The sequence below is a fragment of the Pseudomarimonas arenosa genome (assembly GCF_014841215.1).
Lineage (GTDB): Bacteria > Pseudomonadota > Gammaproteobacteria > Xanthomonadales > Xanthomonadaceae > Pseudomarimonas > Pseudomarimonas arenosa.
In genome coordinates this window covers 90,685-104,374 of the sequence record NZ_JACYTR010000008.1, presented here as the reverse complement: position 1 = coordinate 104,374, position 13,690 = coordinate 90,685, and the positions used below count along the sequence as shown (strand labels likewise).

The following is a 13,690-nucleotide window of genomic DNA, read 5'->3' as shown; positions in this document are numbered from 1 at the left end:
CACCCTATGAGCGCGGCGTCACAGACGCACGGCGGCATTGAGGCGAATGGCTCAACACCCACACCTACGCATCGCCATCCTCGCCGCCGGCGAATCAAAACGCCTGGGTCAACCCAAGCAACTCGTGCCCATCAATGGCATTCCGCTCCTGCAACACGCCATCAATCAGGCCGCTCCACTGGTCGAAAAGGTGTGGGTGGTGCTCGGCAAACACGGCGACCTTTGTTGGCAGGCCCTGTCCGGCCAGCAGCCGCTGCGGCGCATCAATGTCAGCGATCCCGAACCCAGGCTTTCGGCCTCCTTGCGCACAGCCGCCAGCCACGCAAAGGATGACCCGCACGCCCAGCACCTGTTGCTGATGCTGGTCGACCAGTACCGTGTCGACACCGCCTGGCTTAACGCGCTGATCCAGCTGTCTCATCACCGCCCGGATGCCGTCATCGCCTCACACTACCACGGCATTCGCGGTGTACCCGCTCTATTCCCTCGCCGCAGTTTCACCGCTCTGCAAACCCTGCACGGCGACCAAGGTGCCCGTTATCTGCTGCGTCAGGCGTCGGAACAGGTAGTGGAGTATCGCAGTCCGCAGGGGCCCGGCGATGTCGATTCCGAAAGCGATCTCGCACAGCTCTAGCCCGGATATTTCATGAGGTCATATCCGGGCTAACCCCCGTCTACCGATCAGTCGACGTAAGGATTGCGCGCGATGCGTTCGAGATCCTTCTCCGGCCAGCGCACGATCCACAGAGTCATGGCAAAGCGAAATATCACCGCAAAGCTGCCGATGATGGGGCTGGCTGGGATGGTTGGATCGAAATCGCGTAGGTAGTCGATCAGCGGACGACAAATGAAGACCGCCACGCCACACATGAGGAATAGCTGAAAGAAGCTGATGGCCCCCTGCACCAGGGCGCCACTGACCCAGGTCAGTCGCGGATCGGAAGAGCGCAGGGCGAGCACCATCAACACCCCAAGGTGCGCGCTCAAGTACAGCAGGGGCCAGAACAGCGCGCCATCAAACAAGGGCCGCAGGGAATCGTCGAGTGGAGGTTCACCGTCGGCCGCGTTGAAGGTGAGCACCGTCATCATCAACAGAAAGGCCGCCAGCACGGAGACAATCAATATTCCCTTGCTGTGCTTCAGCAAGCCGCGTGCGGGCCAGAGAATGGCGCTGGCGATATTCACCAGCACCAGCTCGACGGCAATCGTGGCGGACATCACTACGTAGTGCAGGCCGCCCCACCAGAACGCCAGCAGCAAGATGCCGTGGCCAATGCCTTCGCCAGCCAACAGGCCGATCGTGATCGGGCGCAGATTGAGTATTCGGCCCATCGAGGCGTTTGACTTGCAGTCTCGTGGCGGACGCGAAATCTTGAGGCCAAGACCGCGCTACTGGCAATCCCTGCGCCAGCCCGCCTTGCGTTGCCACGCGAACGTAGATCCGTCGCAGGTTCCGATCAGCATCCGCAGCCGTAGGCAAATTGATCATGCCCCAGTATCTTCCAGCGCCCAGCAATGTTGACCAATACCAGTCGGTACCAGGGATCATCCGTGCTCAGCACCTCACCCAGGTGACCGGGCCCCTGTCCTACGCCTTCCCAGATCAGCAGGTCCGGCACACCATCATGGTCCAGGTCGAACTCGTGCTGTGTGGCGCGGGCGAAACCGGTCGCCGAGCGGTCAAGTACGTGATCGCTGCTGCGCGTGCTGGCGCGGTTTTCGGGCAGCGGCTTGGCAAGGTAGAACTCATACAGACTGCCACGGGCCTTGCGGCTGCGGGCGTGCTCCCGCTGGGCTGTCTCCGGATCACCGAAGTAGGCCCAGATGCCTTGGTCCGCATCACCATGGGAAAATCCTGGCAGCCACCCTTCGCACATCGGAGAGTCAGCCTCGAACCACAACACTTCCTTGCTGTCGGCACGACTCGACTCGATGTGCAGCCGTCCGTCGTCGAAGAGTCGCACGTGCTGAATGGGGTCCTTCAGGAACTGGCGCTTGCTTAACATATCGTACAACCCAGGCGAATACCCGAATCCGGCTTCATCGGTAAAGCCGGGCCGCGGCTCGAACTGCATGACGACGGGAATATCGAAGCGTCCACTCAGCATTTCGGCAGAGGATGGAGGCGCCACTTCAGATTCGGTCTTGAACCAGGATGTGCTCACCGTGGGAGGCCTGATCGAACTTAGCGTGCCGACCAACCTGAACGCACCGTCATCGGTATAGGCCTCATGCAACGGACCGTAAATACCCAGGGCCTGCTGTACTTGATCTGCCCTTTGTCGGCTGTCCTGACTCACCGCCGCGTCAGTTGGCTGATCCGAACGTAACGATTCATGCGATTCGTCTTGCGAACGCGTCGCCTCCGCGAGAGCATCCCAATCAACGAGCAGCGCGGGCGAAGGGCCGATAACGCCATCGCCCAGTGTGCGCTTCATTCGCTGCAGGGTCTGGTCTTCCGGCCAGCCCTTCGGGCCGGGTGCCGCACCGCTGGTCAGCGTCTGCACATAGTCGATCAGGTTCTGCCAGCTCGGAGTCTGCCAGAACAGCTCCGATGAACTCAGTGCCAGCGCGCTCTCCGCAGCAGGAGACGTCGTCTCGCCAGACGCAGGATGCGGCAAGTTCTCCGCATGGATGGCAGCCCCATAAATCAGCAATGCAGAGCCAAAGCCTGACGCAAGCAGGGAGAACACGGGTCGTCTATGCGCAGGCGGATCTTCGGAAAGGTACATATCGCGACGTTTGTTGTTGGCCGTTGTCGGCATAGTGGCCGTGATCCGTGCTTGGGTTTGCTTCAACTGGATCGGGAGCCGAAACGCCGTGCCAGGTCGTCAAGTGCCCGATACACCTGCGGGAGCAGCGCTTCACGATGTTCGCCATAGCCCGGCAGCCCCAGAAAGGCGTCGAAATGCGGGCGCCGGGGCAGCAACCAGCTTTCGACGTTCGCGCCCATGCTGCGCGCGCGACGGACATAGGGTTGACTGGAAAACGGCGCCGGAATCAGGCCGTCGTCGACGCCGTGCAGAATGTAGATCGGCTTGTCGAGCGGAGCCGGCGGGCAGTGCGTCGCCGCCATGCCGCGCAAAAGCTCAGAGCGCAGGCCGCCGCTTAACAGGCTATTGACGCGACGCAGCCGCTCGGCAGCAGACAGACTGTGCTTGATCATCACGTCGGCGCCCGGAACAATGCCGGCGCCATCGCTCCAGCGCAGCGCACGAATCAGCCCAGCCGGCGAGCTTGACTCGGTTTGACCGCAGTAATGCGCCCCCAGCGGGTGTGCGCTCGTCCCAAGCCGCGCCAGTGCCGGCGTGTAGGCCTGCATCGCTGCAAACCAGAAGTCAAACGCCGTGCTAAGTCGGGCGGCGCCCAGCCCGGCCTGAGTCCAGCCGGAGCGGCGCAAGCGACGCAGTGCCGACCGGCAAGCCTGATTGAACGATTCGCCGTCCAACAGTCCAGCTTCGCGCAGGGCCTGGTAGTGCTGTTCGGCCATCTGCTTGACCTGATCGAAGGGCAAGGGCGTCGGCACGTCGCGAAGCCGTCGGTCGGCCTGGGCCAGAGGCATCCACAGTGCAGCTTCCTGGGCATAGTGAAAGAAGCTGCGACCGCCACCGCGTACATAGACATTGGGCGCTGCTGCCACCACACCGTCGATGGCAGGATCTGCCGCAGCGCGCAGTACCGCCGCACCGCCATTCGACAGGCCCGCGGCCAGGGTCAGCCTGTTCCGGCCAATGCCCTCATGTTGTTCCGACAGCCAGGCCCAGGCCTGACGCACCGCCTGCGACACGCAGGCCCCCCAGCGCGATTCCGGGTGTTCAGAGGAATGGGCGTGCTTGATCCACACCTCGCCCGCCTTTCCCTGGCCGGTCGGGTTGAATGCGCGCAGTCGCGGATCGTCGGTGGGCACGCCATCCAGGCCAGGTGCGGTCAGCGCGTCGCAGTCGAACCAATCAGTACCGCAGGCCTTGTCGGTGTTGACGACCGCATAGCCTCGGCTGAGGCCCCAGGCCGCCAGCGCTTGCGAGCCGAAGATGCCGCGCGAGCCGGAGCTGGCCAGCGCCAGCAACCTGGGGAACCGCGGGTCGAAGCTCGTCGGTACCTGCAACATCACCCGATGCGGCTGCTCTGCGCCGGGCGGGCGCAGCAGCGCGTGCCACTCGCGGCCGGGCACCGGACGAGCGAAAACTTCGCGCCACAACAAGGGGTCGCGCGAAAGGCAGGCAATGCCGTTCCAGTTGTGCCAGATGGCCCGTCGGCGCAGCTCGTCGGCTGCTGGTATCTCCTCGGGCGCCGGCAGCCGACGCTGCAGCCCCTCCAAGCCCAACCCGGCACTCAACAGATCGTTTGTATCGTCGTACAGACGCTGTTGAAATGCGATCAGAGCGGTGTCGGTACGGTCGGCCATTGTCATGATCATGCCGGGTTGTGGAGCGGGAGGAAAGGCGGTGTGGTCGGACCTCAGCCACCGGGCGGTTGCACTTTCGGACAGCAGCGCAGCCCATTCGAATTGGTTAGGCTTGTGCCCGTACAGCGCCGGCAACGGGCCTTGGCCCGTGCTTTCGACTTGGCTGTCACACTACTGGGCTAAGGGAGTTTATTGATGAGTGATCAGTTTCTAGCGGGCCGCTCGGCTCTGGTGACCGGGTCGACCTCGGGCATCGGGTTGGCCGTTGCCGAGGCGCTGGCCGCGGCGGGAGCTTCGGTGGTGATCAATGGTCTGGGCAGCGCCGAACAGATCGAACAGGCCAAGGCCCAGGTCAGCCAAGCGGGCGCGCCAACGGTGGCCTTCTGCGCCGCCGATCTGCGTGACGTTTCAGCCATCGAATCGATGATGACTGAGCATGCCGGCATCGACATCCTGATCAACAGCGCTGGCGTGCAATTTACCGCGGCGTTTGCCGACATGCCCGCCGAGCGCTGGGATTCGATCATCGCGATCAATCTGAGCGCGGCCTTCCACACCATGCGGCTTGCCTTGCCGAACATGGCCGAGCGCGGCTTTGGGCGGGTAGTGAATATCGCCTCGGTGCACGGCTTGGTCGCCTCCGTGCAGAAGGCCCCGTACGTGGCGAGCAAGTTCGGCTTGGTCGGCATGTCGAAAGTGGCGGCACTGGAATATGCCGCGGCTGGCAGCCGCGAGAGCGGCGGTGTGACGGTCAACTGCGTCTGCCCGGGCTGGGTGGAGACGCCGTTGATCGAGCCGCAGATCCAGGCGCGCGCGGCACAACACGGAGGTTCGCGTGAGGAAGGCGTGCGCGATCTGGTACGCGAGAAGCAGCCCAGTCAGCGCATGTCATCCACTGCCGATATTGCGGCGCTATGCCTGTTTCTGTGCCGTCGTGAAGCACACAACATGACGGGCGCCGCCCTACCGGTGGACGGTGGCTGGACCTCGCAATAGCCAAGCTCGAGCACCTCAATGGGGGCGACGCGCCTTGCTCGCCCTGGCCGTTTCCCTGCTTCTGCTGGCCCTGCTCGATGGGCTGTTTCCGCCGTCGATTCCGGCACCCGATGCGGGGCAAGCCGCTGTGGTGCTTGATCGCCATGGTGAACCCCTGCGCGCCTTTCCCGATCATGACGGAGTGTGGCGCTATCCGGTAGACCTACAGCAGGTCGCGCCGGTCTATCTCGACACCTTGATCCACTACGAGGATCAACGCTTCCATCAACACCTGGGGATCGACCCGCTGGCTCTGCTGCGTGCGGTCGGGTTGTGGATTCGCCATGGCAGGCCGGTGTCAGGAGGCTCGACTCTTAGCATGCAGGTCGCCCGCATACTCGAACCGCATGACCGCACGATTCTCGGCAAGGTGCGCCAGATGCTGAGAGCGCTGCAGCTGGAGCGTCGGCTCAGCAAGCAGCAGATTCTCAAGCTTTACCTCGATCGAGCCCCATTCGGCGGCACGATCGAAGGCGTGCAGGCGGCCAGCTTCGCCTATCTTGGCAAGCCCGCCAGCCGGCTGAGTGACGCGGAGGCAGCCCTGCTCACAGTATTGCCGCAGGCCCCCAGTCGACTGCGGCCCGATCGCTGGCCTGAGCGCGCCCGCCAAGCGCGCGACAAGGTGATCGAGCGCATGCAGACCTTGGGCGTCTGGACGGCTGAACGTGCCGCTGCCGCGCGCCAGGAGCCGGTGGTCGCGCGGCAACTTGATCCACCCTCCTTGGCCCCGCTGCTGGCGCAGCGGCTACGTGGCCAAGCGCCGCTTGAGCCGGTGATTCAGTCGACCATCGACGGCGAGCTACAGCGCCGCCTGGAGGCGCAAGTCGCTGCCTGGAGCCGTCGCCTGCCGCCGGCTTCATCAGCCGCGGCCTTGCTGGTGTCGCTGGAACGGCAGGAGGTGTTGGCCTACGTCGGAACCGCGGCCTTTGCCGATCGCGAGCGAGCTGGCTTCATCGACATGGTGCAAGCCAAACGTTCACCGGGTTCTACGTTGAAGCCCTTCCTCTACGGCATGGCGCTGGACCAAGGCGTGATTCATTCGCGCTCTCTACTGATCGATGCGCCACAGGATTTCGACGGCTACCGGCCGCTCAATTTCGATCAGCGCTTTCGCGGGCCGGTCGACGCCAGCGCTGCCCTGCAGCAATCCTTGAATGTGCCGGCGGTCGCCTTGCTGCAGGCACTGGGGCCGGCCCGATTCGCCGCTCAATTGCAGGGCGCGGGTTTGCGGCTGCGAATGCCGCGCGGCAGCGCGCCTCACCTGGCAATGATTCTTGGTGCGACCGAGGTGTCGCTGGCCGACCTGGTGATGGCCTATGGCAGCCTGGGTAGCGACGGTCACACGCGTGCATTGCGCTATCGGCTCGATTCACCTGCCAGCCTGCCCAACCCCTTGATCAGCGATGGCGCCAGTTGGATCGTCGCGGACGCCTTGGCCTCAACGCCTGATATGGAAGAGGCACGCAGCTATTTCAATCGCGCCCACCTGCCCGACTTCGCGGTCAAGACCGGCACCAGCTACGGCTTTCGCGATGCCTGGGCGGTAGGCAGCAGCTCAGGTGTGGCCCTGGGGGTGTGGGTAGGCCGTCCCGATGGCACGCCTATGCCAGGTCACTACGGCGCCATTTCTGCCCTTCCCCTGCTGCGACAGATCTTTGAAGGCCTGCCCGCCGAGCTGCGACGGCCAGCTCGGCCGCGACCGGCAACGGTTGCCGCGGCGGAGTTCTGCTGGCCCCTGGGGCGCTTGCGGCAGGACACCGAAGCCGAGCATTGCCGGATGCGCCTGCAGGGCTGGTCATTGAATCGGCAAGTGCCGCCCACCCTGGCCCCGGCCGGCGAAAGCCAACCACCCCAGGTCGTGCGCATTCAGATAGACGCTCACAGTCGACGGCGAATCAACGCTTCCTGCACGGCCGTGCACGATGTCGAAACCATCAGTTATGCGAGCTGGCCATTGCTGGCCCTGCCTTGGCTGTCAAGGGCCGATCGAGAGGCCAACATTGCACCCGCCTTGGCGGACGACTGTGCGCAACCTGACGCCGGTGGCAACCTGCAAATCATCGGACTGCGTGAGGGCGACCTGGTGGAAGCGGCGCGTGGCACAGCGACACTGGAGCTGGCCGTACACGCCCTGGGTGCCAGCGGCCGCGTGCGCTGGCTACTGAACGGTCAGTGGGCGGGAGAGTCCGATCCCGGACAGGCCTTGCAGATCGGACTGACGGACAGCGGTCCTGCGCTCCTGGTCGCGATCGACAGCGAGAACCGCCATGCGCAGGTCGACTTTGAGGTCAGTCTGAACACGAACTAGTGTCATGTCGCAGAAATACGTTTCGCAAGGCGCGCGATCTTTTAGCAAGATTGAGTCGGCGGTGGCGATCCACTGGAAAGGGGTTGCGTCAGCGTTGTATCGGGTTACGAAGAGCTCAATCTCACCATCCGCGCGCAATCGGCCCATCAGCGTTTCCCGCAACCAAGCCCGGAAAAGCATACGTCATTTATGAATGTTATTTATTCGACATGTCACTAGCAGGCTGCTGAAATGCGTGTTTCAGCAGCCTGCTAGGCGCGCCGCCCACGCTCGAATACCAGGCGTTTGGCGGCCAGAAAGTTGACCGATAATCCGGCAATGGAACCTGCGGCCACCGCCACCACCGGCCAAGTCTTGGTCCAGGGCAGCAACCACAGCACGATGGAATAGGTGGTGTAGTTGACAATCAGGCCACCGGTCTGGGTGCCAACATAGCGCAGGAACTCGGTGATCAGGCCCTGCCCTTCGGGGCGAATGCCAGCAAACGTGATGCTTCGATTGAATAGCCAAGTGAACACCATGGCACAGGCAACCGAGACCAGTCGGGCCGAATACGGATCGACTGCCAACAGCGACACCAGGCCCTGCACGATGCCGGCATCAAGCAGAAAGGCCAATGCCCCGGAAACGGCAAACCAGAGGAACTGCCTGCGCATGACGGGTGGTATCCGGGCTAGGCCTCGCCGAAGGCCTTGCGCATCTTGTCGGCATTCGGCTGTTCGATCACGCCCTTTTCAGTGACGATCGCATCGATAAGACTCGCCGGTGTGACATCGAATACCGGATTCCAGGCGCGGATGCCCTCGGCCACCGTGCGTCTGCCTCCATAGCCCAGCAGCTCACCGGGGTCGCGCTGTTCGATTTCGATCTCGCTGCCGCTGGCGGTCGCCATGTCGACGGTCGATGAGGGCGCGACCACCATGAACTTAACACCATGATGGCGCGCGGCGATAGCCAACTGATAGGTGCCGATCTTGTTGGCCACATCACCGTTGGCGGTGATACGGTCGGCGCCGACGATCACCCATTGCACCTGACCTCCTGCCATCAGGTGCGAGGCGGCAGCATCGGCGATCAAGGTGGCATCGATACCGTCCTGCTGCAGTTCCCATACGGTCAACCGCGCACCCTGCAACCAGGGCCGCGTTTCACCGGCGAACACGCGATTGACTCGCTGCTCGGCAACGCCGGCCCTGATCACACCCAGCGCGGTGCCAAAGCCGGCGGTGGCCAATGAACCGGTATTGCAGTGGGTCAGCACACCGCTGCCCGGGGCGATCAGCTGCGCGCCCAGCTGACCCATATGGCGATTGGCAGCCAGATCGTCGGCTTCGATGTCCTTGGCGCAATCCTGCAAACGTTGCAGCCAATCCTCGCCGGCCAGGGCCAGGGCGGCCTGCATGCGGGCCAGCGCCCAGGCCAGATTGACCGCCGTCGGACGCGCGGCATTGAGCTTGACCGCCGCCAACTGCAACAGGGGCACCGCTTCCTGCTTGCTTTTCTCGCCGATGACTTTGCCGGCCAGAACCAGCCCCCAGGCCGCCGCAATCCCGATCGCCGGCGCGCCACGCACGACCAGCTGAAAGATGGCCTCCGCCACCTCTTCAGCGGATTCGCAGGTGATGTACTCGACGTCAAACGGCAACTTGCGCTGATCGAGCAGCTTGAGCGCCTTGCCGGTCCATTCCACGGCGCGAACGCGATCATAACGTGCGTAATCCATCTTTAGACTCCGGGGCGCGCCTGCAGGGCGGCTGTGCGGGATGCTGAGGTCGACCAGAGACGGTCCAAGGGGGCGCATTCTAGCCGCTTCGAAGTCGACCTGCCCGACGCGCTGTGGCAACGAATTCGTCGATGCGCTGTTAGCAGCATCACGCCAGGCCAAGGATTGGGGCTTGATTGGCCATCGCCGCAAGGTATGCTGGCCGACATGGCAACCCGCAAGACAACCAGCAAGGCCAATCGCGGGACAGCGGCGGAGCCAGCCGATCAGGCGCCGGCGCAACGCGCCGGGCGCAAGTCGAGCGCCAAGTCGCCGGCCAAGTCCGCATCCAAGAAGCGCCCAGCCAAGAGCGGCAGCACAAGGACCGCCGACAAATCCCCGGCCAGCAAGGCCGCCAGGAAGAAGTCGCAAGAGGCGGAACAGCGAATACTCACTGTCGATCAGCGCGAACGCAAGTTCAACAGTCTGGTCCAGACCGCCTGCCTGAAGGCCGGCACGGCCGCGGCGATCAGCACCATCACGCACCGAGTGCCTTTCCTCGGACGACTGGCGCCGGTGATCCTGGGATCGGCGGCCGAGTCGATGGCGCTGAACAAGATACAGACCGAGCTGGTGCGCGACATCATTGCCCTTTATGAGGTCGACCTGACCGAGCCCGAAGAGCGCGGCGTGGTTCTGCTGGCGACCGCCGCCCGCGTCGGCGCAGCGCACCTATCCAAGCTCACAGTGAATCAACTCGTTCAGCAGCTGGGCGGTGTGCTGTATCGCCCGGTACTGGCGCGGGTACTGCCGCTGGCCGCCGTGGCGACCGATATATCAGCCGCGGTAGCCAGCACCTATGCCGTCGGTAAGCGTGCCCAGGCCTTGTGCACCCTGCCCGGCACCGGCGCACGCGATCTCAGTGACCTGTTACGCGGACTTTCCGGCATCGATCAAACGCGGCTCTACAAGTGGAGCGCCGAGGCACTCGGCTTGGCGCTGAAGCCCTTCAGGGGCGCACTGACAGCGATTATTCCTGGCCTGAAGTGATGGCTGGAGGATGGCGTGTCCTTCGCTGTCAGCCAGGACGTTGCTAACACCCGGGCTGCGATTTCATAAGCAAAGCGAGCGAATGCCCGACGACTGCAGCAGGTCGAACGCCCGGTCGTGAGCCCGGACTTCGAGTGAGGCCCTCTCGATCACGCCCCTCTGGATGGAAAGGCGATCGATTCAGCGATCTTCGATCGCCCAATCAGCCTCCCCACCAATCGATCCATCCCCAAGGCCACGCCCGAGCACGCCGGCATCCCCGCCCGCAGCGATTCCACCAGGTGCTTATCGAAGGGCGGCACCACACTGCCCGCTTCTGCGCGCGCCTGCTGTTCGGCCTTGAAGCGGCGTTCCTGTTCGTCGGCATCCAGCAGCTCGTGGTAGCCGTTGGCAAGCTCGATCGGGCCGAGGTAGGCCTCGAAGCGTTCAGCCACCTGCACGCCGTCCACCACATGAAGTTTCGCCAGGGCAGCCTGACTGGCCGGGTAGTCGTAAAGGAGCAGCAGTTCGTCAGGCTGGAACTGCGGCTGCAGGCGGTGGGTGATCAGCAGGTCGAGCCAGTCGTCGCGGGTCAGGCCCTGGGGGCCGATCTGCAGGTCGCCGGCGGCGCTGATCAGCTGGTCGATGGAGGCGCGGTGAGGGTCGAGGTCGAGGCCTTGCTGGAACAGGTCAGCATAGGTGATACGGCGAACGCTGCAGGTCTGGCCCACCATGGCCAGCGCGGCCTGGATGAGGTCGGCGACTTCGCTCATCAGGGCGGAGAGGTCGATGCCGACGCGGTACCACTCCAGCAGGGTGAACTCGGGGTTATGGCGGGCGCCGGCTTCGCCGTTGCGGAATACTCGGCCGAGTTCGTAGCAATCGCCGTAGCCAGCGGCGAGCAGGCGCTTCATGGCGAATTCGGGCGAGGTGCGCAGCCAGCGCTGCCTGGGGCCGGCATAGGCGGGACCGTGGAACTGGGTGCTAAAGCTCTCGATATGGCGGTCGACGGTGGCGTGGGCGGAGAGGATCGGGGTTTCCACCTCCAACACGCCGCGTTCCTCGAAGAAATCGCGGATCAGTTTGTTCAGGCGGGCGCGCAGACGCAGGGATTCCAGCGATGCGCTGGGCCGCCACAGCGGCGTCTCTGCGCTCACGGGGCGAGGCCGTGTTCGCCTAGCAGGGCGATCAACTGCGCCTCGTCCCAGACCTCAACCCCCAGGCTGCGGGCCTTCTCCAGCTTGGAGCCGGCAGCTTCACCGGCAACCACAAAGCTGGTCTTCTTGCTGACGCTACCGGCCATCTTGGCACCGAGTCGCTCGAGCCGTTCACTGGCTTGATCGCGGGTCAGCGCGCCAAGGGCACCGGTCAGAACCACTATCTTGCCCGCCAGCGGGCCGTCGCTGGTCTGGCGAGGAGCGCCCTCGGGCCAACTCAGACCGGCATCTCGCAAGGCCTGGATAACTTCGCGGTTGTGCGGCTGCTCGAAGAAATGGCGAATGCGCGCCGCCACCACCGGACCGACGTCGGGCACCTCCAGAAGTTCCGCTTCACTGGCCGCCATCAGGCCTGCCAGCGAACCGAAATGCCGCGCCAGAATCTTGCCCGTGGTCTCACCGACATCGCGAATGCCCAGCGCGAACAGCAGCCGCTCCAACTGGGTGTTGCGGCTGCGATCGATGCCGGCCAGCAGATTTTCGGCCCAGCGAGTGGCGCGCTTGCCACCGTCGTCATCCTCGCCGTACTTCAGGCTGAGCAGCTGATCAAGATCGAGTCGGTACAGGTCCGCTACCGTGCTGACCAGGTTGGCATCGACCAGGGCATCGACCATCTTTTCGCCCAGACCCTCAATATCCATTGCCCGGCGCGAAGCAAAATGGATCAGGGCCTGTTTGCGTTGAGCGGCACAGAACAGGCCACCGCTGCAGCGCAACACGGTTTCGTCGCCCTCGCGATGCAAGTCGGAACCGCACACCGGGCAGACGCTGGGCATCTTGAACTCAACGTAGACCTGGTTCGGATCGCGCTGTTCGATCACGGCGCGGACGATCTCCGGAATCACATCGCCGGCGCGCCGCACCACCACCAGATCGCCCACTCGTACGTCGAGCCGAGCGATCTGGTCGGCGTTATGCAAGGTGGCATTGGTAACGGTGACGCCGCCGACCGATACCGGCTGAAGACGCGCTACGGGCGTGACCGCGCCGGTGCGTCCGACCTGCAGATCGATCGCTTCCAAACGGGTGGTTTGCTCCTGCGCTGGAAACTTATGCGCCAACGCCCAACGCGGTGCGCGCGAGACGAATCCCATCGCACGCTGCTGCGCAAAATCGTCGAGCTTGTACACCACGCCGTCGATATCGTAGGGCAGTTGGCCTCGGCGAGCGCCGATGGCCTGGTAATAGGCCAGCAAACCGGCCAGCCCCACCGCCGTGCCTGCTTCGGGGCTGATCGGGAAGCCAAACTCGCGCAATAGCTGCAGCGTGGCCGAGTGGCTACCCGGGCCGGTCAGGCCCTTGCTATCGCCAAGACCATACGCAAAGAACGCCAGCGGTCGCCTGGCCGTGACGGCCGGATCCTGCTGCCGCAGTGAACCCGCAGCACCGTTGCGCGGGTTGGCCAGGGTGCGCTCGCCGGCGGCCAATGCGCGCGCATTGAACTCAGCAAAACCGGCCAAGGGCATATAGACCTCGCCGCGCACCTCGAGCAGCTCCGGCGCCTCGCCACGCAGGCGCAATGGGATGGCGCTGATCGTGCGCAGGTTGCCGGTGACGTCTTCACCGGTCGCACCATCGCCGCGCGTGGTGCCCTGCACAAAGCGGCCGCGCTCATAGCGCAGATTGATGGCCAGACCGTCGATCTTTGGCTCGACCGAGAAGCGCAGATCCTGCTGGTTCAGTTCGCTCTGAATGCGCTGAACAAATTCTTCCACTTCCTCGTCACTGAACGCATTGTTCAGCGACAGCATCGGCACGGCGTGCGCGACCTCGGGAAAGCGGCCGGAAACCGGCGCGCCGACGCGACGACTGGGTGAATCAGCCGATTGCAGCTCAGGATGCGCAGTCTCCAGCGCCTCGAGCTGGCGCAGCAGCCGATCGTAGTCGGCATCGGTGATGCTGGGGTCATCGAGCACGTAATAGCGGTAGTTGGCTTCTTCGAGCTGGGCCCGAAGCTGCTCGACCTGCGCGGCCACACTGGTGTTGTCCATCGG

Annotated in this window: 11 protein-coding genes; 4 read left to right on the top strand and 7 right to left on the bottom strand. The window is 64.0% G+C overall.

Translation table 11 applies throughout. The features are described 5' to 3' along the window. The first annotated feature begins 46 nt into the window (after positions 1-46). Entirely contained in the window at positions 47-634 is a 588-nt protein-coding gene (locus tag IFO71_RS06325; protein ID WP_192028695.1) for a nucleotidyltransferase family protein, read from the top strand. A gap of 47 nt (positions 635-681) precedes the next feature. Here IFO71_RS06325 and IFO71_RS06320 read toward each other — a convergent pair whose 3' ends face one another. The 3 genes from IFO71_RS06320 to IFO71_RS06310 all read right to left on the bottom strand — a co-directional run bounded on the left by IFO71_RS06320 (position 682) and on the right by IFO71_RS06310 (position 4,405). Next, complete coding sequence (locus IFO71_RS06320) at positions 682-1,332, bottom strand: hypothetical protein (protein WP_192028694.1); 651 nt, start codon at positions 1,330-1,332, stop codon at positions 682-684. Positions 1,333-1,457: 125 nt separating this feature from the next. Further along, a complete protein-coding gene (locus tag IFO71_RS06315) occupies positions 1,458-2,765 on the bottom strand; it encodes a hypothetical protein (RefSeq protein WP_192028693.1) in 1,308 nt (435 codons plus the stop codon). Positions 2,766-2,794: 29 nt separating this feature from the next. Next, positions 2,795-4,405 (bottom strand): 3-hydroxybutyrate oligomer hydrolase family protein, encoded by a 1,611-nt coding sequence (locus IFO71_RS06310; RefSeq protein WP_192028692.1) that lies wholly within the window; start codon positions 4,403-4,405, stop codon positions 2,795-2,797. Between the two features lie 195 nt (positions 4,406-4,600). Here IFO71_RS06310 and IFO71_RS06305 point away from each other — a divergent pair, with 195 nt between their 5' ends. Both IFO71_RS06305 and pbpC read left to right on the top strand, forming a co-directional pair. Then, a complete protein-coding gene (locus tag IFO71_RS06305; protein ID WP_192028691.1) occupies positions 4,601-5,401 on the top strand; it encodes a 3-hydroxybutyrate dehydrogenase in 801 nt (266 codons plus the stop codon). Between the two features lie 34 nt (positions 5,402-5,435). Then, positions 5,436-7,748: a penicillin-binding protein 1C gene (gene pbpC / locus IFO71_RS06300; RefSeq protein WP_192028690.1), complete on the top strand. Its 2,313-nt coding sequence runs from the start codon at positions 5,436-5,438 to the stop codon at positions 7,746-7,748. A 251-nt stretch (positions 7,749-7,999) separates the two neighbouring features. Here pbpC and IFO71_RS06295 read toward each other — a convergent pair whose 3' ends face one another. Further along, positions 8,000-8,404: a GtrA family protein gene (locus IFO71_RS06295; RefSeq protein WP_192028689.1), complete on the bottom strand. Its 405-nt coding sequence runs from the start codon at positions 8,402-8,404 to the stop codon at positions 8,000-8,002. 17 nt (positions 8,405-8,421) lie between these two features. After that, a complete protein-coding gene (gene mtnA, locus IFO71_RS06290) occupies positions 8,422-9,471 on the bottom strand; it encodes an S-methyl-5-thioribose-1-phosphate isomerase (RefSeq protein ID WP_192028688.1) in 1,050 nt (349 codons plus the stop codon). A gap of 207 nt (positions 9,472-9,678) precedes the next feature. Here mtnA and IFO71_RS06285 point away from each other — a divergent pair, with 207 nt between their 5' ends. Beyond that, positions 9,679-10,500 carry a hypothetical protein gene (locus tag IFO71_RS06285; protein ID WP_192028687.1) on the top strand — a complete coding sequence of 274 codons (822 nt, stop codon included), beginning with the start codon at positions 9,679-9,681 and terminating at the stop codon, positions 10,498-10,500. A 149-nt stretch (positions 10,501-10,649) separates the two neighbouring features. On the opposite strand, the gene epmA is transcribed toward IFO71_RS06285, so the two are convergent. Next, positions 10,650-11,636, bottom strand: a complete 987-nt coding sequence (epmA, locus tag IFO71_RS06280; protein WP_192028686.1) for an EF-P lysine aminoacylase EpmA — start codon at positions 11,634-11,636, stop codon at positions 10,650-10,652. Beyond that, positions 11,633-13,687, bottom strand: coding sequence for an NAD-dependent DNA ligase LigA (gene ligA, locus IFO71_RS06275; RefSeq protein WP_192028685.1), 2,055 nt, complete (start codon positions 13,685-13,687; stop codon positions 11,633-11,635). Before ligA ends, epmA begins: the two co-directional genes overlap by 4 nt. Positions 13,688-13,690: the final 3 nt, after the last annotated feature.